Genomic DNA, 19,005 nt, shown 5'->3' with positions numbered 1-19,005 from the left:
GCGCCGCCGACACATGAGGACCTGCCCATGACCCCCGGCACCGCACTGCGTGTCGTACACGAACCCGACACCGGCATCGACCTCGACGCCGCCGAACGCGCCGCAGGCCAGCTGTTACGGGCTTTGGGGATCTCCACCGACTCCGAGAGCCTGTCCGGCACCCCCGGCCGGATGGCCCGCGCCTATGCCGAGCTGTTCACCCCTCGCCCGTTCGACTTGACCACGTTCCCCAACGAGGAGGGCTACGACGAGCTCGTGCTGGCCCGCGCCATCCCGGTGCGCTCGGTCTGCGAGCACCACCTGCTGCCCTTCGTCGGCGTCGCCCACGTCGGCTACCTGCCCGGCCAGCGCATCCTGGGACTGTCCAAACTGGCCCGCATCGTTGAACATTTCGCCTGTCGTCCCCAGGTGCAGGAACGCCTGACCAAACAGGTCGCCGACTGGCTGTGTGCGCACCTGGACCCGAAAGGCGTCGGAGTGGTCATCGAAGCCGAACACAGCTGCATGACCCTGCGCGGAGTCCAAGCCACCGGCGCCTGCACCGTGACCTCCACACTACTGGGCACCCTGCGCGAAGACGCTCGCTCCCGACAAGAATTCTTCTCCCTCACCGGCGTTAACAGCGCCTAACAGGACGAGTCGGCCACGGTGAGCCCGAGCCCGCGGAGCTGGTCGATCAGGTGGACGCACCACGGGGGCGCCGGTGTCGAAGAGCCGGTAGTTCGCCGTGCTGCGACCGATGGTGTAGATCAGGCCCCAGTCGGTGTACCGGCGCAGCGTTTTGATCGGGACGGCGGGGCAGTTCCCCCACGGTCATCGGCCGGGACTGCCCCGTGCTGTCGGTCATCGTGGGCGTCTCCCTTCCGCTTAGCTCAGGCCGCGCAGCAGGAGAGTTTGGTGATGTCGCGGGTGAAGGTTTGGGCGGCGAGTTTGAGGGCTTCGGCCATCGTCAGGTACGGGCACCAGAGTTCGCCCATGTCGTAGACGCTCATCTGGTTGTGCAGCGCGTAGACGGCGGTGGCGATCACTTCACCGGCGCCGTCGGCGAGCACGTGCGCACCGAGCAGCCGGCCGGTGTCGCGTTCCGCGACCAGTTTGACCAGCCCGCGCGTGTCGCGGTTGATCAGGGCTCGCGGCACGTATTCCAGCGGCAGGACCCGACATTCGCAGTCGTACCCGCGCTCCTGGGCCTCGGCGTCGGTCAGGCCCGCGGCGGCGATCTGGGGGCTGGTAAAGGTCACCCGCGGCAGGTGGTGGTAATCCAGCGTTCGGTCTGCCTGGTGGAAGGCGTTGTCGACCACGACCGCGCCGTGCGCGCCCGCGACGTAGACGAATTGCGGGTGTCCGGTCACATCCCCGGCGGCCCAGATCTGTGGATTGTCGGTGCGCAGGTGTTCATCGGTGACGACCTGGCCGTGCTGCCCCGTCCGTACGCCGACGGCGTCCAGCCCCAACCCGTCGGTGGCCGGTGCGCGCCCGGTGGCCATCAGCAGGGCATCGACCCGCAGTTCGAGAGGGTGCCCCTGCGGGGCGCGCAGGTCGGCGACCACCTGCTCGTTCTCACGGCGTACCTGGGTCAAGACCGTGCCGGTGTGCACGCCGATGCCTTCCTCGGCGAAAACCCGTGCGAGCGCGTCGGAGACCTCGGGTTCCTCGGCCGGGGCCAGCCGGTCCAGCATCTCGACGACCTCCACGCGCACCCCGAGGCGAGAGAACAGCTGAGCCTGTTCCAGACCGACATAGTTGCCCCCGATGACCAGCATCGATCCCGGCAGGGCAGTGAGTTCCATCGCCGTGGTCGAGGTCAGGTAGTCCACCTCGTCCAGCCCGTCCACCCCCGGTATCCGCGGAGAAGAGCCGGTGGCGACGAGATAGTGCTCGGCCTCGATCCGTCGGCTCCCGCCCTCGGCGAGGTCGACCTCCACCGTGGGCCCGTGCACGAACCGCGCCCGGCCATCGATGATCTCCCAGCCGTACTCGGCGGACAACCCCGTGTACTTGTCCTGACGCATCGAAGCCACCAGGTCGCTCTTCCCGCCGATCAACTCGGTGAAGGCGACCTCCTCGGCGCTGGCCCGAATCCCCGGGAACCGGTCGGCCGAGAGCGCGACGTGTCGGGCCTCGGCGGCAGCCAGGAGCGCTTTCGACGGCACGCAGCCGGTGTTCACACAGGTACCCCCGACGGTGCCGCGCTCGACCATCACCACCGAACGGTCCTCCCGTCGCGCGGCGATTGCCGCCGCGAACGCCGCACCCCCGGAGCCGATTATCGCCAGATCAAACACGATCTAGGTCACCCCTTCCTGACGAGCATGGTTGGTGGTTTCTCGGGATCAGCAGGCATCGCAGCACCCATCGTCGTTGGCGCGGCTGCTGGGTTTGCCTGCGATGACCGGTTGTGCCGCGGTAGTCGCGGGCACGGGCGTGGCTGCTGGGAGTGGGCGGGTGCGGGCGGCGCGAATGGCGTTGCCGATGACGAGGACCTCGGCGAGTTCGTGGACGAACACCACGCTGGCCAAGCCCATGACTCCGAACGCCGCAAGCGGGATGAGGACGGTGACGATCAGCAGGGACAGCCCGACGTTCTGCAGCATTACACTCCGGGCGTGCCGCGCATGGGACATGACTTGGGGGAGGTGGCGCAGGTCTTCGCCCATCAGCGCGACGTCTGCGGTTTCGATGGCGACGTCGGTGCCCATCGCGCCCATGGCGATGCCCACATCGGCGGTGGCCAGAGCCGGTGCGTCGTTGACGCCGTCGCCGACCATCGCGATCTTGCCTCCGTTGCTCAGCGAGCTCAGAAGGCGTGCCTTGTCCTCGGGGAGGAGTTCGGCGTGGACCGTGGTGACGCCGGCCTGGGCCGCCAGGGCGGTGGCGGTGCGGGTGTTGTCGCCGGTGAGCATCGCGGTGTCGATGTTCAGTCCGCGCAGCTGCTGGATGGTCTCGACGGCTTCGTCGCGGAGATCATCGCGCACCGCGATGGCGCCGAGCAGCTTCTCGTCTTCTTCGATGAGGACGACGGTGGCACCGTTGTCCTGCAGCCGCTCGACCTCGCTGGCCAGCGGACCCGCGGTGATCCAGCCGGGTTTACCCAGCCGCAACGCGGCGCCGTCCCGTCGGCCACGCAGTCCGTGACCGGGCACCGCGGTGACGTCGTCAGCAGCCACGGGAGCGTCACTGCTGGCGGTGAGAATGGCTTGCGCCAGGGGGTGTTCACTGCGGACTTCCAACGCGGCAGCCGCGGCCAGAACCTCATCGCGCGTGGTGCCGTCGACAGCAACGATATCGACGACGCGCGGGGCATTGCGGGTGAGCGTGCCGGTCTTATCCAGCGCGACCGTGCCGATACGCCCCAGTTCCTCCAACGCGGCGCCGCCTTTGACCAGCGCCCCGGTGCGGCTGGCGGCACCCACTGCGGCGACGACCGTCAGCGGCACAGAGATCGCCAACGCGCAGGGCGATGCGGCGACCAGCACCACGAGCGCCCGCTCAACCCACAGCAGTGGATCGCCGAGCACCAGACCGAGCCCGGCGATCACGACGGCGAGGATCATGATGCCCGGGACCAACGGGCGGGCGATGCGGTCGGCCAGCCGCTGCCCCTGCCCCTTGCGTTCCTGGGCCTCTTCGACGATGTGCACGATTCGGGCCAGCGAGGAGTCCGAAGCCGGGGCGGTGACGTCGACCTCGATCGCGCCGCCGCCGTTGATCGCGCCTGCGAACACGGTGTCGCCCGGTCCGGCTTCGATGGGGACCGATTCGCCGGTGATGGCCGACAGGTCCAGGCTGGTGCGCCCCGAGCGGATCACGCCGTCGGTGGCGGCCCGTTCACCTGGGCGCAGCACCATCCGGTCGTCGATCACCAGATCATCGGGAGCGACCTGCTCCTCGACGCCGCCACGAAGCACCGACGCCGTGGGCGGAACCAACCCGAGCAAGGCGCGCAGGCCACGGCGCGTGCGGACGATCGCGTAGTGCTCCAGCCCCTCGGCGATAGAGAACAGCACGCCGAGCATCGCGGCTTCTTCGATCTGGCCCAACGCGACCGCGCCGATCGCCGCGATGGTCATCAGCGTGCCGACACCGATGCGACGACGCAGCAGATTACGTAGCGTCCCCGGCACGAACGATGCCGCGCCGACAACCGCCGAGGCCAGCTCGAACCCCAGACTGACGGACTCAGCTCCGAAGCGGCCCACCACCCAGCCAGCAGCGAGCAGCACCGCCGCTGCGGCGGCCAATTGCAGCTCCCGGACCTGCCATAAGCGTTCCGCACCCTGCTCGGCGGCGTGCCCGTCCGGGACGTTGGACGACGTGGTCTCCTGCGGCCCGCAGCACTCTGCACCCACTGGTCAGCCCTCCACTAACTCGTCGACGGAACCAGCAACCGGGATGGCGGCAACGTGGGCACCCAGCACCGCAGCGACGAGTGAGCGGCCTTGCTCGGTCAGCGCATACATCACCAAGCGGCCGTCCCGCCGCGAGCGGACCAGCCCGGCGATCTTCAACTGTCGTAAGTGGTGTGAGACCAGATTCTGCGCGTACCCGGACACCCAGGAGGCGTCGCAGACGCATAGCTCTCCACCGCGATACAGAGCGGCGGCCAGGGTCAGCCGGGTGGGGTCGCCCAAGGCCCGCGCGGCTGCCGCCGCCGGCTCCACTACGTCAAGCTCAGGCAGATCCGTCCGGATCTTCTCCGCATGCGGCAAATCCAGGCACAACAGGTCGCAGGTGTCGTCACGTTCCACAGCCATATCGACACCCTAACGTACATTGATATGTTGATCCAAGCACTGCATGTGGGAAGTGACGACGCCAAGCTCGCGTGCTGCGAGCAGGTGTGGGCGGCTGCGGAGATGGCTAGTGTGCGGTGCGCCTGTGGCCGCGGGTCCATGTGAGCACGGCCATGATCAACGGGACTCCGGCGGCGATAGTGGCGTAAACACCGGCAAGGTGCTGCTCAGCCAAGATGTCGCTCATCCATCCCAGCCCCAGCCCGCGGTAGTAGGAGTCACCGATGACGGTGGAGGTGCGCGTCAGGGTTAACCCGAACGCGGCGAGTCCGACGCTGGCGACCGCGAGCGCCAGCAGCCGCACATGGCCACGCGCCCGCCCTGCTACAGGATCGATGGCCAGGGTCGTCCAGTACAGAAGGCAGCCAACCAGGAGGAAAGAGCCCTTGAGCGCGGGCTGCAGCCAGAACTCGTAGAGACCGGTCTCCAACAGCCCAGTGAAGTACACCCCGACAAGCAGGCAGACCAGCAGAACCGATGCTGCCAGGGGATAACTGAGCACGCGTAGCAGCCACGTCCTTCCAGCCACGCGCGCCCACTGCACCGGCCCCGCCGGAGCGGCAGGCTCAGCGCGTTGTGCGAGGCGCTGGGCGAGGGAAAGCGGAGCTGCGGACATCAGCAGGGCCGGTGCGACCACGGTGAGCAGGAGCCAGCTCGCGAGCTGGACGCTGGGCACCGCCGGTGCGTAACGGCCGATTCCCGACGACGTGGCTAGCAGGACGACAGCACATCCGCACAGCCAGGCGACGGTGCACATGACTGGCCATCCCTCGCCACGTCGACGTAGCCGCCACACCGCCCGGAGGTAGAGCGCCGCCAAAACCACCGCCAGGACTCCGTAGATGAGGTCGAAGCGCCAGTCGAGCAGCATTCTCAGCACTGTGGGCGGGCCGGCGAGGTCGTAGCCGATCAGTTCTTCGGTGCGTGAGGGAACCTCGCCCGCTGCGGCCGGAGGGGGTGTACGCCCGAGCGCCACTGCCACTCCGACGGTGGCGGACATCAGTAAGACCTCGATGGCTCCAAGCCGCAGCAAGTCCCCGATTCCTTGCCTGCCAGCAATCGCCCGCACAGCCTGAGCACGTTGGCGATAACCCGCGAATCCCAATGCCCCGAGGGCCGCGACCTTGACAAGGATGAGCAGCCCGTAGTCGCTGGTGACAAGATCGGGCAAGGTGAGCCGCGTGGCAGCATTGATTACTCCTGAGGCGGCCATGCCGATCCAGCACACCAGCGCCAAGCCGGAGAACCGGCGTGCGACCAGGCCCAGATGTGCGCCGCCCCGGGCGGCGTGGGCTAGTACTGCGATCAGCCCACCGATCCACAACGATGCTCCCACCAGGTGGTACAGCATGCTGCTCGTGGCAACATCGTGGGCACCGCTGGCCGAGTGCCCAGTGGCGATCACGGGGAGCAATGCGGCCAACGAGAGCAGCATCAGGACTGCGGCGGTCTTCCACGTCAAGGCCAGGCGGCATCCGATGGCCACGACCAGCGCGATTCCGGCAGTCAGCAGCCAGGACTTGGCTTGTTCGATCGCATCGATGAGTCCAAGAAGGACTATCGGGTCGGCCAGGTCGGAGATGGGCCTTCCCGAGGCGTCTGCGGCTAGGAGCGGCGCCACGAGGGCAGCGCCCCCGAACCACGCTGTGCCCGCCCATCCGGCCGTGCGCAACGCCGCATAGCCGTCCGCAGCAACGAAACCTGATGGCTGCGCGGGAACACCGAAGGTCGCCAGCCACAACGAGCCGATACAGACCAGTGCTGCGGCCTCGGCGATCACCCGTGCCAGCGGGAGTCCATAGCGAACAACGGCGCCCGGATCGGGCAATCCGTACGCTACGTACGCGTCGCTGGCTGTCAGCGCAGTCAGGGCCACGGCGATCAGCGCAGCAATCCCAACGGCGGTGACCACCAAGAGCGCCAGACTCGCCGATCGTCTCGACACCGAGCGCCTGTGCTGAGTCGGTTCGAGGGAATCGAGCTGGTGCTCGGCATGATCCACCGACTGTCGATGGGCTTCGTGGTGCGGGGAATCGTCGGGGATCGTCATGTCACGTGCTTTCGTCGCCATGCCTGCGGTGCTAGATGCCCCGGCATCAGAGCTCTCGGTCGAATCGGTACCGTAAGCATGGGTTCAACTATGCGGTCTAGTTGGCGGGGGAATTGAAGCGGGGCCCCTCGGCAGATGGACTGCGCGACCACTCGCCGGGTCAGACATCGAAAAGTGAGGCAATGCACACACATCGCCACGAGGGCCAACGGCGTCTTCGCCGGTCCGCGCACCGTCTCATGACGGTCGCTGTCCTGACGCTGCTCGGGGCATTGCTCGCCCAACCCCACTCCTGGGCGCATGCCGAACTGACGGGCAGCGACCCCGTCGGCGGGAGCGCCCTGCAGCAGGCGCCTGCCGCGGCCAGGTTGACTTTCACCGACTCAGTGAACCCCGAGCTCGTCACCCTCGCCGTGACGGACCAGGACGGCGGACAGCCGCCCCTGCCTGCTCCGGCCATCGAACACAACCAGGTCGTTCAGCCCTTGCCCAACCTGGGTAACGGTGGATACACGATCGCGTACCGCGTCGTCTCCGCAGACGGCCATCCGGTGGCAGGACAGATTCCGTTCACGATCAGCGCGAGCACACCACGGTCGGCGCCCCCGCCGGGCACGAACCCCCGGCCGCCAGCGGTCGAGGAACAGGCCGGGGGCGCGTGGCTGCCGTGGGCCGGCGGCGGTGTCGTTGTCGTTCTGCTGATCACTGGCGCTGTCATCAGCGTTCGCCGGTTGGGACGCGACCATTGACCGCCCGTGCGCCCAGCCCCGCCAGAGTGTGTGACGACACGAGGAGGGCACGTTAGTGAAAGCCCGCAACGGTGATCTTCAGGCAGCCGTTCTTGACGTGCTCTGGGCAGCAGAAGAGGACCTGACGGTCCGCGAGGTTCAGCAGAGGCTGCACACCAGTCGAGAACTGGCTTACAACACAGTGCTGACCGTCCTGGACACCCTCTTCAAGAAGAACCTCGTGAAGCGGCGACTACTCGGCCGCGCCTTCGTCTACCGGCCGAGCGATTCGCGGGAGGCGCACACCGCGGAGGTCATGGCGCACACGCTCGACAACGGCGGGGACCGCTCCGCTGCGTTGCTGCACTTTGTCGGCAAGATCACTGAGGCAGACCTCACTGCCCTGCGGCAACTCATCGACTCCGATGATGACAAAGGAACACGCTCGTGAGCTCGCCTGCCGTAGGTCTGCTATCCGGTGCGGCGCTGGTCGCCACTGTCGCCCCGGCTTTGTTGCACAGGCAGCGCGGTCTGCTGGCCTCGCCCCGTCTGGGACTGGCTGCCTGGTTCGGAGCTGCTGGCGCGGTGCTGACGATGCTCGCGGTCGCTGGCCCGGTGACCCTGTTGGACCCGCGCCTTGAGTCGCTCTCTGTTCAGCCAGAGGGCCTGCCGGCGTTTCTCGCCGGCTGCGTGGGCCTGCTTCACCGGCCGGGGATGATCTCACTGGGCTCCGCCATTCTCGCCACCGGACTGGCCGCCTACATCTGCGCCGTCCTCGCCGCGCATGCGCACCGCGCGCGGCGGGCTTCCCACGACCACCGGGACGAACTCGCCGACGTGGGCTTCGTCGATTCCCGCACCGGCACTATCCTCGTTCCTTACGCCCACCCGGTGTGCTACTGCCTCGCTGGCTCACCGTCGCGCATCGTGCTCAGCACCGGCGCACGGGACGCCCTTGGCGCCCGCGAACTCCATGCGATGCTCGCCCACGAGCGTGCGCACTTGGCCGGTCACCACCACGCCCTACTCATCTTGGCTCGCGGCCTCGCGACGGCACTGCCGATCGTGCCGCTGTTTCGCGCCATGCCCAAGCAGGTGGAACTCCTCGTCGAAAGGCTCGCTGACGAACGAGCGGGGACACGCTGTGGCCGCGACACCGTGGCACGGGCGTTGCTGCGCATGGTCAATCATGCGATGCCCGGCACCGCACTGGGCGCCACCGGCGGCGATCTCACGACCCGGATGACCTACCTCCTGCACCCCGCCGAAGCCGCCCGTCCTGGGCGCCCGGCGCTCCTGCTGTCCCCAGCCATTGCCCTGGCCCTTGCACTCGGCCCGACCGTAGTTCTCACCCTGGCATGCGTACTGAGCTGGGCACCGTGACCAGGCGAGCGCAAGACAGCGACACGACCGACAGAATCGCGAGAACAACGACATGACAAAGAATCTCAAGATCACCCTGGCGATCGCCGTAGCCGCTGTAATCGGCTTCGGCGGACTGCTCGCCTGGACCAACACTGGTCCTTCAACCGCATCGCCCGGCGGACCGGCGAGCACCACCGCACCAGCCGACGTCCTGGTGCGCCCAGACAGCCACCGCCTGTCGACCGCCGCGGATGGCAAAGTGACCGTGGTGGAGTTCCTGGACTTCGAGTGCGAAGCGTGCAAGGCGATGTTCCCCGTGATCGAACGACTCCGTGCCGAATACGGCGACCGCGTTACGTTCGTCGTCCGCTACTTCCCGCTGCCGGGCCACCCGAACTCCGGAACTGCGGCCCTCGCCGTGGAGGCCGCCGCTCAGCAAGGCGCTCTGGAGCCCATGTACCGCAAGATGTACGAGAACCAAGACCAGTGGAGCCACCAGCAAACCTCCCAGGCTGAAAAGTTCACCGGCTACGCCCGCGAACTCGGACTCGACCTCCAACGCTTCCAGCAGGCAGTGAACGATCCCGCCACTGTGGACAGGATTGAGCGCGACATGAACGACGGCGCCGCTCTTGGAGTGGAAGGCACCCCCACGCTGTTCCTCAACGGCCAGAAACTGCCGTCAATGCCAAGCTACGAGCAGCTGAAGGCCCAAATCGACACTGCTCTCGCACAGTAGGAGCACGTTCATGCCCACGACATCGCCCCCGACAGCCGCTGCGACAACCCCGCGAAGCGCGAAACCCGCTGCAACACGCGCGTTGCCGTACATCCTCGCAATCGGCGGGGCGATCGGCTTCCTCGCCGCGTTCGCCCTCACCGTTGAGAAGCTCGCACTGCTCAAAGACTCCACCTACACTCCGACGTGCAGCATCAACCCGATCTTGTCCTGCGGGTCGGTCATGAACACCCCACAGGGAGAAGCCTTCGGCGTCCCCAACCCGCTGATCGGTATCGGCGGATTCGCCATTGTCACCACCATCGGCGTCGCCCACCTCGGCGGGGTGCGCTTCCCACGGTGGTTCTGGCTCGGCCTCCAAGCTGGCACTGTGTTCGGGATCGTGTTTGTGCACTGGCTGATCGCGCAGAGCCTGTACACGATTGGTGCCCTGTGCCCGTATTGCATGGTCGTCTGGGCGGTCATGATCCTCATCTTTTGGTACACGACACTGCACACGGCCCAGCACTATCTGTCGCTGCCGCCCAGCATCAAGAAGGTGACCAACAAGCTTGCCCAGTACCACACCGTGGTCGTCACCGTGTGGTACCTCGCCATCGCCGGGCTCATTCTGCAGGCTTTCTGGAGCTACTGGAGCACCCTGCTGTAGGACCGAGCAGCTGACCAAGACTGGTGTCGACCTGCGGGTTCTAGAAGTCGGCGGACGGATGCGCGGCGAGCCGTCCTCTGATTGTCAGCAACTGGTCCACCTTCATGGAAGGCGCCCGTGCAATCGGGCTACGCCGCGGTCACCGGCCTGCTCGCGGAACTGATCGTCCAAATGCAAGGCAAGGTTCAGCCTGAACCGGCCCGGCGTGTCCGGAGACTTCAGTCCTTGGGAAGGATGGAGTCATGTCTGGGAACACGTCGCGGAGGTATCCGCCGGAGCTGCGTGAGCGGGCGGTGCGGATGGTCGCTGAGGTTCGTGATCAGCACGAGTCGGAGTGGGCGGCGGTGACGGCGGTGGCCGAGCTGTTGGGGGTGGGCACGCCGGAGTCGGTGCGCAAGTGGGTCCGCCAGGCCCAGATTGACACCGGCAGCAGGGCGGGGACCACGACCGAGGAGTCGGCTGAACTCAAGCGGCTCAAGTGGGAGAACGCCGAGCTCAAACGCGCGAACGCGATCTTGAAGGCGGCGTCAAGTTTCTTCGCGGCCGAACTCGACCGGCCGTCTCGATGATGGTGGAGTTCGTTCGTCGGTACCAGGGTCATGACGACGGCGATGGCCTGCGATGGGGTGTCGAGTCGATCTGCGCCGTGCTCACCGAGCACGGGTGTCCGATCGCCCCATCCACCTACTTTCATGAGGTCAACTTCGGCGTCTACGGGGCCAGAAAGGTGTGGTTGCAACTCAACCGGGAGCAGATCGCGGTGGCCCGGTGCACGGTCGAGCGACTGATGCGCGAGCTTGGCCTGGCCGGGACGGTGCGCGGGAAGGTCAAGCGCACTACGATCAGCGATCCTGCCGCCACACGGGCGGCTGATCTGGTGCAACGCAGGTTCAACCCGTCGGCACCGAATGTGTTGTGGGTAGCCGACTTCACCTACGTGTCGACGTGGTCGGGGATGGGTCTACGTTGCGTTCGTGATCGACGCCTACGCTCGTCGCATCCTCGGCTGGCGCACCAGCACCAGCATGACCACAGGTCTTGTGCTCGACGCGGTCGAACATGCCATCTGGACCAGAAACCGTTACGGCACAACGGATCTGACCGGGCTCGTGCACCACCACGATGCAGGTTCCCAGTACACGTCGATCATGTTCACCGAACGGCTCGCCGAGGCCGGCATTGATGCCTCGATTGGCACCGTGGGCGACAGCTACGACAACGCGCTCGCCGAGACGATCAACGGCCTGTACAAGACCGAGCTGATCAAACCTCGAAAACCCTGGCGCACCGTCGAACAAGTCGAGCTCGCCACCGCAGAATGGGTCGACTGGTTCAATCACCGACGCCTCTACGAGTACTGCGGTGACATCCCACCAGCCGAGCTCGAAGCCGCCTACGACGCTCACCATGAGAGCCTAGCCCTCGCTGAGCTCTCACACCGATAAGTCTCCGGACATCCCGGAGCGGCTCACCGGGGGCAGCTGGTCAGGGAGTGTCGGCGATCTTGTGGGTGATGATGTGATCACCTGTCAGTGCTGCGCGTCGAGGCGGTCGCCGTAGTGCATGGCGAGCGTGTTCAACGCCTGTTTCCAACCTACTACTTTCCCGGTGATGTTGGAACGATTTTTGAGTGGATTTTTGATCACGAGATAGAGCACTTTGAGTGCGGCCTGTTCGTTGGGGAAATGGCCTCGGCGTCGGGTGGCCTGACGGAACCGGGAGTTCAGGCTTTCGATCGCGTTCGTGGTGTACACCAGCTTCCGCAACTCGGGCGGATAGGCGAGGAACGGCGTGAACTGTTCCCAACTGTGGCGCCACAGCCGGATCATCGCGGGATACCTATCCTCCCATTCGGCACAGAATTCGGTGAACTCTACTTCTGCGGCTTCTACGGTGGGGGCGGTGTAGATCAGCTTGAGTCGTTTAGTGATCGCCGGCCAGTACTTCTTCGATGCGTAGCGAAGGCTGGCCCGCACCAGGTGCACGACACACAGTTGGACCTCTGCTTGTGGCCACAACGCAGAGATCGCCTCGGGCAGCCCTTTCACGCCGTCACAGGCGACGATCAGGATGTCCTCGACGCCACGGTTCTTCAGGTCCGACAAGTGGTTCAGCCATCCCTTGGCTCCTTCGCCACCAGTACCGACCCACATGCCCAGCACGTCCCGCTCACCAGCCAGGGTGATCCCGACCGCGATGTAGACGGGACGGTTCGCCACCGCACCATCCCGAATCTTGACATGAATGGCATCAATCAACACAACTGGATACACGCGATCCAACGGTCGAATTTGCCAGGAATTCAGGTCGTCGACCACCTTGTCGGTGATCTTCGAGATCAGCTCACGTGACACCCGTGCGTCATAAATGTCGGCCAGGTGTGCTTGAATTTCCCCGGTCGTCAACCCTTTCGCATACAGGGAGATGACCGTGTCGTCGAAACCCTCGACCCGGCGAGCGTACTTCGGCACGATCTGCGGAGTGAACGTACCGTCTCGATCACGGGGCACGTCGATCCGTACGTCACCCACATCGGTCCGCACCGTCTTCGACGACGATCCGTTCCGCTCGTTGACCCCGAACTTCTCCGCAACGTCGCCTTTCTCGTAGCCAAGATGGTCGTCCAGTTCGCCGTTCAGCGCCGATTCCAGCACCGTTTTGGTTACCTGCCGCAACAGTCCGTTCGGGCCGACCAGCGACACGCCATCTTCGCGGGCCTTGTCGATCAACTCCCGCGCTACCCGAACATCGAGATCGTCATGAGCAGGAGCCGGGCCAGCCGAATCGGCCGCCGTGTCTTCACTTGTCACCATGGATCCTTCCCACCGGAGCCGACCGCTCCAGCATGGTCAAGATCACCCACCACCCACAAGATCACGGACAGCCCCGCTGGTCAGGCTGTGAGGCCGGAGTTGGCCATCCCGTGGGCGCACTTGCGGGCCATGTCAGGGTCGGCCGCCATCATCTGGGCACATTTGCGGGCCATGTCTGGGTTGGAGGCCATCATTCGCATGCAATTGGTGTTCATGGAGCTTTGATCGACAGGGTTGTCGGTGTGTGCGGCGGCGGGGACGGCAAGTGCGGCGCTGAGGGCGACCCCACCGAGCAGGCCGAGTGCGGCGGTACGAACGTTGAAGCGCATGAAACTCTCCTCATGTAGATGTACTAATTACCTTAGTACTTGTTCGGGAATTGGGCAAAGAGGTGAGGGTTGCCGGTAGCGGTGTTGTCAACAACAGCCTCGTGCCGAAGCGGTGGCACTGTCGGCGGTGGTCGCTCCGATTAGCCGGGGCGGTTGTCCTTGCTCGCCTGCTGGTGTAGGTAGTCCACTTCGGATCGAAGTCGGCCAATTTCGTGCTTCTGGTCCGTAGTCTGGTCCTTGCCGCCGTGTTGGCCGCGCATCATGAACCACATCATCAGGCCCATGCCGACAGGGCAGGCGAGTAGAGCGAGTAGGTACAGTGTGTTCATCGTGGGCTCCTTGGTCGTTATCGCGCCCGGGTGGCGCGGGTGTTCAGGGTTTTACGGAGTTTGCGTTCGGACAGGCGGCCGTAGGCGAACGGTTCGTCGTCGAGTAGGACCCCTGGGGCGAACAGCACTCCGGCTTCCGCCGCGAGCTGGTGGCCTTCGGTGGTGCGCAAGTCGACCTCGGTGATGCTGAGCGGATATTCCCGGCTCACCCGGTCGAGGACTTGTTGGGCGTGCTCGCACAAGTGGCAGTCGGCTTGGGTCAGAAGCGTGACGTGTGTGGTCATCACGGCTTCGCTCCTGCACGGAGGTCGGCCAGCATCGCCTCGGTGGGCAGGAACATCGTGTACTTCGGCGGGCCGCCGTAGTCGGCGCGCCAGCGGATGGTGCCGTCCGGGCCGACCAGGATGAAGCTGTGTCCGTTCCGGGAGTCGCCCATCATGCCGTACTTGTTGGTCTCGTAGGCGCGGGAGACGGACAGGTCCGGGTCGGACAGCACGGGGGTGGTGACGCCTTCGTCGCGGTTCTTCCGGGCCACGAGGTCGATGGGGTCGGTCGTGACGGAGACGACGTCGTCGATGCCGGCGGCTTTGAGCTTGCCGGCGTTGCGTTCGAGATCGGTGAGTTGGTCCCAGCAGGGTTGGCACATCAGCCCTTCTTGGAAGTAGAGCAGCACGTTCTTGCCGCGGTAGTCGGCCAGGCTGGCTTGGCCGCCGTTGCTGGAGGGCAGGGTGAAATCCGGCGCCTTCTGTCCAGGACCGGGATTGCCGACCGCGAACGGGTACTGTGCGCTTCCTTGGGTGGCGCTGCCGTCGTCCGCGGAGCGGCGTGGTGTTGAGGCGCTATATACCGCGTACAGGCCACCGAGTACGGCGACAACCACCCGGACGACGACTGCCACTACGACTTCCCGTCGTCGCGAATGGTCCGGGACGGGCGCCGGGCGCACTGGGGTGCGGGCGGGACTGGGGTGGTTGCGCCGAGCGCTTGGCTTAGGACTCATCGGTGGTGACCTCCGCGGGATGAGACTCGGTGTTCTTCGAGTCGCAGCAGGAATGATGTTTGGAAACCTGGCCGCGCCGCCGGGCTGTAAAGATCAGCACCAGTGCCGCCGTGAGCAGGAGCACGGCCACGGCCCATCCGGAGAGCCAAGACAACTGGCGGGTTGCCCACGACGCGACGTGCTGGATGTCGGCGGAGATACGCAGCTGCCAGCCGGTGGAAGACATCCCGGTGCCGGAGACGGCGAGCACGAGCGTCAGCGCGCCCATCAGCACGAGTAGGCCACCGGAAAGCGCGTACCCGAGCGGAATCTGGCGGCTCCACCGCCCTAGGCGCACCTGGATGCGTCGACCCTCCATCCAGCTGCTGGCCTTGCGGGCCGCTCGCCGGTCCCAGAGGAACGCCAGTGCCATCAGCGGCGCGACCATGCCCGCCACATAGGTTCCCGCGACGGTCAACGCCGCTGGGAACGAGGCGGTCGCGCCACCCAGCAGGATCACGCCGGCCAGTACTGGGGCACAGCAGGAACTGGCGGCACCGGAGAAGAGCCCGAGCGCGTACACCGAGCCGACGCCTCGACCGGACGGACCGCGTCCGCCGAGCATCGGCAGCCGCGGTTGCCAGCCACCCAGGATTGCCAACCCGCCCACGATCATGGCTGCGCCACCGACCGAGAAGACCGGGGTGTGGTAGTCGACGAAGAGGGCGGCAAGCGCGCTTGCCCCCAGTCCGATCGGCACGATCACGGTCGCGACACCGAGAGCGAAGATGCCGGTTGCGGCGATGGTCCCGCCGCGACGGCGGAACACCGTCGACAGGTAGGCCGGGAGCATCACTGAGACACAGCAGGGTGCCAGCAGCGCCACGACGCCGCCGGCGAAAGCCGTCAGCAGGGTCGTGCCGAACAGCAGTTCGTACATCGACACCTCCCAGGTCTGCTCTACTAAACAACTAAGTTCATTAGTAGCATACTGGAACGGTAGCCGAGGTTCGGCGAGGGTGCTGCGTCAGTGTCGGACGTGGAGGCACCATGCGGCAGGTGCGAGGACGACCGTGAGGGGCCCGGGGTGGGCAGGGCGAGGGGGTCTGCGACCTGCCCACCCCGGGGCGTCGCGGCGCCGATTAAGGGGATTTCCGGCAGTCGCGAACGATACTACTATGCATCTTCGTTGAAGGTGCGGCAAGGGCGTCGCATACTCCGGCCGTGGTTGGTCAGAGCGGAGGCCATCCGAGTTGGGCGTAGAAGGCCAGCATCTGGCTCATCAAAGCCGTCCAGCTCCCGGTCATGATGGCCACTCCCATCATGGCCAGAAGGGCTCCGCCGGCGATTTCCATGTGGCGGGTGTGGCGTCGCAGCCATGCGAAACGGTCTTTGCCCGTGTTGACTCCAGTGGCCAGCAGCACAAACGGGACGCCGAGTCCCGCAGAGTACGCAAGCAGCAGTAGCGATCCCTGGGTCGCGGTCGTCGTGGTGGCGGCGGTGCTGAGGATGGAGGCGAGCACGGGGCCGACACACGGGGTCCAGCCGAGAGCGAACGCGGCACCGAGTAACGGTGCTCCTGCGGGCCCTCGGCTGATGCGCACGAGGTTGAACCGGAGCTCGCGTTGCAAGCGGGGGATGCGTAGCAGGCCGAGCATTGAAGCGGCCATCAGCAGGATGATCACCCCAGCGACCTGGTCGACGACGGGCCGGTGTTGGGCCAGGGCGAGGCCCAGTAGCGACGACGTGGCCCCGAGGGCGGCGAACACCGCGGAAAACCCGATCACGAACAGGAGCGCTCCGAGCAGGGTGCGACGACGGTCGGTCGGTGTCGGGCTAGCCCCGGGGGAGAGGCCCGAGACGAAGGAGAGGTAGCCGGGAAGGAGGGGCAGCGTGCACGGGGAGCTGAACGACACCAGCCCGGCGACCATCGCCAGCGATGCCAGCGCGAAGAGCTCCACCCGCGCGGTCCTCCTTCCTGGCGCACGCCGGCCGATTGGCTGCATCCGGCCCCCGGGCGTACGCGGTCGCGGACCTGCGTTAGCGTACTAGCGTACTTAGTTGCTTAGTGACAGTGGTGTGATCGGGGTGAATACCGGGTGCTCACCTTTCCGGCATGGCGACGAGAAGAACCGGCCCGGCACCGTGCGAACGGTGCCGGACTGGTCAGCTTGCGCGCTGTCTCGGTGGACGTGGAGCGCACTCCGGTCCTGCGCCAGCTGGACTGGGATGTGGCGGCAGGTGAAGCCGTCGGCGTGCTCGGGGCGAACGGGTCCGGGAAGAGCACTCTGCTGTCGGTCCTGGCGACGCTGCGCACGCCGTGTTCGGGGACGGGCACGGTACTCGGGGCGCGGCTCGGTACAAGCGCGTGTGCGGCCGTGCGACCGCGGATCGCACTGGTCGGGCACTCGCCCGCGCTGTATCCGCAGCTGACGCTGGAGGAGAACCTTCGCTTCTTCGCCCGTCTACTCGGTCGCGCCGATTGCGCGAGCGATGCGGCGTTGGAGGCGGTGGGGCTGGCCGGAGCGTGTCGACGTCGCGCGGAGGAGTGCTCACAGGGCATGCAGCGGCGTGCCGACCTGGCACGGGTCATGCTCGTCGAGCCGCAGCTGCTGTTGCTGGATGAGGTGCACACCGGGCTCGATCAGGAGTCGGTTGGCTTGGTCGACGAGCTGATCGCGCAGGTATGCCAACGCGGGGGCGCCGCCGTGGTCGTCTCCCATGAGCAGCGACTGGCCTCGGTGACCGATCGGGTCGTGCGGATCGTGCAGGGCCGCGTGATCGTGCCGACCGAACGGGAGGGCTCGCGGTGACTGCCACGTCGTTGGCCTCGGTTCGGCCGGGCCCGCTGCGGCAATGCGTGGAGCTGGCCAAGCGGGATCTTCGGCTGGAAGCGCGCGGTCTTGAATCTTTGCTTGTGATCGCGCCATTCGGGGCCATGGCGCTGCTGCTGGCACCGATGGCCGTCGGCACCAATACGCCGTTGCTGCGCCAACTCGGCCCAGGTCTGTACTGGCTCGTGGTCCTGTTGTTCGGGGTGCTGGTCTTCTTCCGGTACAGCGCGAGCGACACCCCGGCTCAGCATGCGGCGCTGCGGTTGTGCGGCGTCGATCCGGTGGCGCGCCTGGCCGGGCGGGCGGCGGCGAACACGGTCCTGCTGCTGGCTGTGGAAGCGGTACTGGCTCCGGTGGCGATCGTGCTGTACTCGCCGGACCTGACCGGGGGACTGTGGCTGGTACCGATGCTGCCGCTGGTGGCAGTGGGGTTGGCCGTGCTGGGCACGCTGGCCAACGCGCTCGCCCACCGTCTGGCCGGACGGGGCACGCTCGGTCCGTTGCTGGTGGTGCCGATCGCGGTGCCCCTGCTGCTGGCGGCAACGCAGGTGCTGCAAGCAGCCCGGCTCGACAAACCCGCGTCGGGCTGGTTGCTGCTCGTGCTCACCGTTGACCTCGCCGCAGCACTGCTGATGCTGCTCCTGGCCCGACATCTTGAGGATCTGGCATGAGATTGTTCGGACACCGTCTCTCGATCGCGGCGGGTATCGCTGTGGCCATGGCTCTGGCCGCAGCGTTCACCGCACCGCCGGACGCGCTGCAGGGCAACCTGCAACGGTTGATGTACGTGCACGTTCCGGCCGCCTGGATCGCCTTCCTCGCGTTCGGTGTCACGCTCATCGGCAGTGGCTTGTGGCTATGGCGGCGCGATTCGCGTCATGACCGGCTGGCCGCCGCGAGTGCGGAGGTCGGCGTGTTCTTCACCGGCTTGACGTTGGCGCTGGGATCGGTGTGGGGCAAGCCGGTGTGGGGCGTGTGGTGGACGTGGGATCCGCGGTTGGTCACCACGGCCATCATGTTCTTCGTCTACCTCGGCTACCTGGCACTACGTCGCGCCACTGTGGAGCCTGTGGCGCGCGCCCGCCGGTCCGCGGTCTTCGGCATCGTCGCGTTCGTGCAGGTGCCGATCGTGCACCTGTCCGTGCTGTGGTGGCGAACCCTGCACCAACCACCGACCGTACTGCGCCCTGGGCATCCGACGATCGACCACGCCATGCTCGCCGCACTGCTGCTCAACCTGCTGGCGTTCACGGTGTTGTTCGTCTTGCTGGTGCGGGCCCGGATGCGGCTTGCCGCCGCCGAGCAGGAACACGAGCTGCGAGACGGCGAGCGGGAGTTGGCGGGAGCGGCCGTGTCCGCTCCCCGGCTGAAAGGAGCCCAGCAATGACTGAATGGAT

General features: G+C 66.4%; 20 protein-coding genes and 1 pseudogene. 10 read left to right on the top strand and 11 right to left on the bottom strand.

Going from position 1 to position 19,005, the window contains the following annotated elements; translation table 11 throughout:
• Positions 1-27: 27 nt before the first annotated feature.
• A complete protein-coding gene (gene folE, locus GIY23_RS12700; protein ID WP_154076855.1) occupies positions 28-630 on the top strand; it encodes a GTP cyclohydrolase I FolE in 603 nt (200 codons plus the stop codon).
• Between the two features lie 242 nt (positions 631-872).
• Here the strand turns inward: folE and merA are convergent, their stop codons facing one another.
• From merA to GIY23_RS12680, 4 genes are all read right to left on the bottom strand, one after another.
• On the bottom strand, positions 873-2,285 hold the full coding sequence (gene merA, locus GIY23_RS12695; protein ID WP_456061928.1) for a mercury(II) reductase: 1,413 nt from the start codon (positions 2,283-2,285) through the stop codon (positions 873-875).
• 48 nt (positions 2,286-2,333) lie between these two features.
• The gene (locus GIY23_RS12690; protein WP_154076853.1) at positions 2,334-4,349 is read right to left on the bottom strand and encodes a heavy metal translocating P-type ATPase; all 2,016 of its coding nucleotides are present in this window, start codon (positions 4,347-4,349) and stop codon (positions 2,334-2,336) included.
• 3 nt (positions 4,350-4,352) lie between these two features.
• Positions 4,353-4,754: an ArsR/SmtB family transcription factor gene (locus GIY23_RS12685; protein ID WP_154076852.1), complete on the bottom strand. Its 402-nt coding sequence runs from the start codon at positions 4,752-4,754 to the stop codon at positions 4,353-4,355.
• Positions 4,755-4,860: 106 nt separating this feature from the next.
• Positions 4,861-6,864: a cytochrome c oxidase assembly protein gene (locus GIY23_RS12680; RefSeq protein WP_154076851.1), complete on the bottom strand. Its 2,004-nt coding sequence runs from the start codon at positions 6,862-6,864 to the stop codon at positions 4,861-4,863.
• A gap of 218 nt (positions 6,865-7,082) precedes the next feature.
• Between GIY23_RS12680 and GIY23_RS12675 the strand changes: the two genes are divergently transcribed.
• The 6 genes and pseudogenes from GIY23_RS12675 to GIY23_RS12650 all read left to right on the top strand — a co-directional run bounded on the left by GIY23_RS12675 (position 7,083) and on the right by GIY23_RS12650 (position 11,769).
• Positions 7,083-7,592, top strand: coding sequence for a copper resistance CopC family protein (locus GIY23_RS12675; RefSeq protein WP_187351862.1), 510 nt, complete (start codon positions 7,083-7,085; stop codon positions 7,590-7,592).
• Between the two features lie 55 nt (positions 7,593-7,647).
• Positions 7,648-8,022: a BlaI/MecI/CopY family transcriptional regulator gene (locus GIY23_RS12670; protein ID WP_154076849.1), complete on the top strand. Its 375-nt coding sequence runs from the start codon at positions 7,648-7,650 to the stop codon at positions 8,020-8,022.
• On the top strand, positions 8,019-8,954 hold the full coding sequence (locus GIY23_RS12665; RefSeq protein WP_154076848.1) for a M56 family metallopeptidase: 936 nt from the start codon (positions 8,019-8,021) through the stop codon (positions 8,952-8,954). The genes GIY23_RS12670 and GIY23_RS12665 overlap by 4 nt, the downstream gene beginning before the upstream one ends.
• 52 nt (positions 8,955-9,006) lie before the next feature.
• Positions 9,007-9,675 carry a DsbA family protein gene (locus tag GIY23_RS12660; RefSeq protein WP_154076847.1) on the top strand — a complete coding sequence of 223 codons (669 nt, stop codon included), beginning with the start codon at positions 9,007-9,009 and terminating at the stop codon, positions 9,673-9,675.
• Between the two features lie 82 nt (positions 9,676-9,757).
• Complete coding sequence (locus GIY23_RS12655) at positions 9,758-10,324, top strand: vitamin K epoxide reductase family protein (RefSeq protein ID WP_323844937.1); 567 nt, start codon at positions 9,758-9,760, stop codon at positions 10,322-10,324.
• A gap of 242 nt (positions 10,325-10,566) precedes the next feature.
• Positions 10,567-11,769: pseudogene (locus GIY23_RS12650) on the top strand (IS3 family transposase).
• 84 nt (positions 11,770-11,853) lie between these two features.
• Here the strand turns inward: GIY23_RS12650 and GIY23_RS12645 are convergent.
• The 7 genes from GIY23_RS12645 to GIY23_RS12615 all read right to left on the bottom strand — a co-directional run bounded on the left by GIY23_RS12645 (position 11,854) and on the right by GIY23_RS12615 (position 16,735).
• The gene (locus GIY23_RS12645) at positions 11,854-13,137 is read right to left on the bottom strand and encodes an IS256 family transposase (RefSeq protein ID WP_222850143.1); all 1,284 of its coding nucleotides are present in this window, start codon (positions 13,135-13,137) and stop codon (positions 11,854-11,856) included.
• Positions 13,138-13,217: 80 nt separating this feature from the next.
• Positions 13,218-13,466: a hypothetical protein gene (locus GIY23_RS12640; protein ID WP_154076845.1), complete on the bottom strand. Its 249-nt coding sequence runs from the start codon at positions 13,464-13,466 to the stop codon at positions 13,218-13,220.
• A gap of 140 nt (positions 13,467-13,606) precedes the next feature.
• Positions 13,607-13,795, bottom strand: coding sequence for a DUF2933 domain-containing protein (locus tag GIY23_RS12635; RefSeq protein WP_154076844.1), 189 nt, complete (start codon positions 13,793-13,795; stop codon positions 13,607-13,609).
• A gap of 17 nt (positions 13,796-13,812) precedes the next feature.
• Positions 13,813-14,079 (bottom strand): glutaredoxin family protein, encoded by a 267-nt coding sequence (locus tag GIY23_RS12630; RefSeq protein WP_154076843.1) that lies wholly within the window; start codon positions 14,077-14,079, stop codon positions 13,813-13,815.
• A complete protein-coding gene (locus GIY23_RS12625) occupies positions 14,079-14,693 on the bottom strand; it encodes a peroxiredoxin family protein (RefSeq protein ID WP_222850142.1) in 615 nt (204 codons plus the stop codon). The genes GIY23_RS12630 and GIY23_RS12625 overlap by 1 nt, the downstream gene beginning before the upstream one ends.
• A gap of 91 nt (positions 14,694-14,784) precedes the next feature.
• Positions 14,785-15,714 (bottom strand): cytochrome c biogenesis CcdA family protein, encoded by a 930-nt coding sequence (locus tag GIY23_RS12620; protein ID WP_154076841.1) that lies wholly within the window; start codon positions 15,712-15,714, stop codon positions 14,785-14,787.
• 292 nt (positions 15,715-16,006) lie between these two features.
• Positions 16,007-16,735: a cytochrome c biogenesis CcdA family protein gene (locus GIY23_RS12615; RefSeq protein WP_154076840.1), complete on the bottom strand. Its 729-nt coding sequence runs from the start codon at positions 16,733-16,735 to the stop codon at positions 16,007-16,009.
• Between the two features lie 138 nt (positions 16,736-16,873).
• Between GIY23_RS12615 and ccmA the strand changes: the two genes are divergently transcribed.
• From ccmA to ccsA, 3 genes are read left to right on the top strand one after another with little or no spacing between them, the layout of a single operon-like run.
• The gene (gene ccmA, locus GIY23_RS12610) at positions 16,874-17,587 is read left to right on the top strand and encodes a heme ABC exporter ATP-binding protein CcmA (protein ID WP_228717259.1); all 714 of its coding nucleotides are present in this window, start codon (positions 16,874-16,876) and stop codon (positions 17,585-17,587) included.
• Positions 17,584-18,279 carry a heme exporter protein CcmB gene (locus GIY23_RS12605; protein WP_228717258.1) on the top strand — a complete coding sequence of 232 codons (696 nt, stop codon included), beginning with the start codon at positions 17,584-17,586 and terminating at the stop codon, positions 18,277-18,279. The genes ccmA and GIY23_RS12605 overlap by 4 nt, the downstream gene beginning before the upstream one ends.
• Positions 18,276-18,995: a cytochrome c biogenesis protein CcsA gene (gene ccsA / locus GIY23_RS12600; RefSeq protein ID WP_154076839.1), complete on the top strand. Its 720-nt coding sequence runs from the start codon at positions 18,276-18,278 to the stop codon at positions 18,993-18,995. The genes GIY23_RS12605 and ccsA overlap by 4 nt, the downstream gene beginning before the upstream one ends.
• Positions 18,996-19,005: the final 10 nt, after the last annotated feature.

It is taken from the genome of Allosaccharopolyspora coralli, assembly GCF_009664835.1.
Lineage (GTDB): Bacteria > Actinomycetota > Actinomycetes > Mycobacteriales > Pseudonocardiaceae > Allosaccharopolyspora > Allosaccharopolyspora coralli.
Note: the sequence above shows the minus strand (reverse complement) of the source record. Positions and strands in the feature narration are given on the sequence as shown.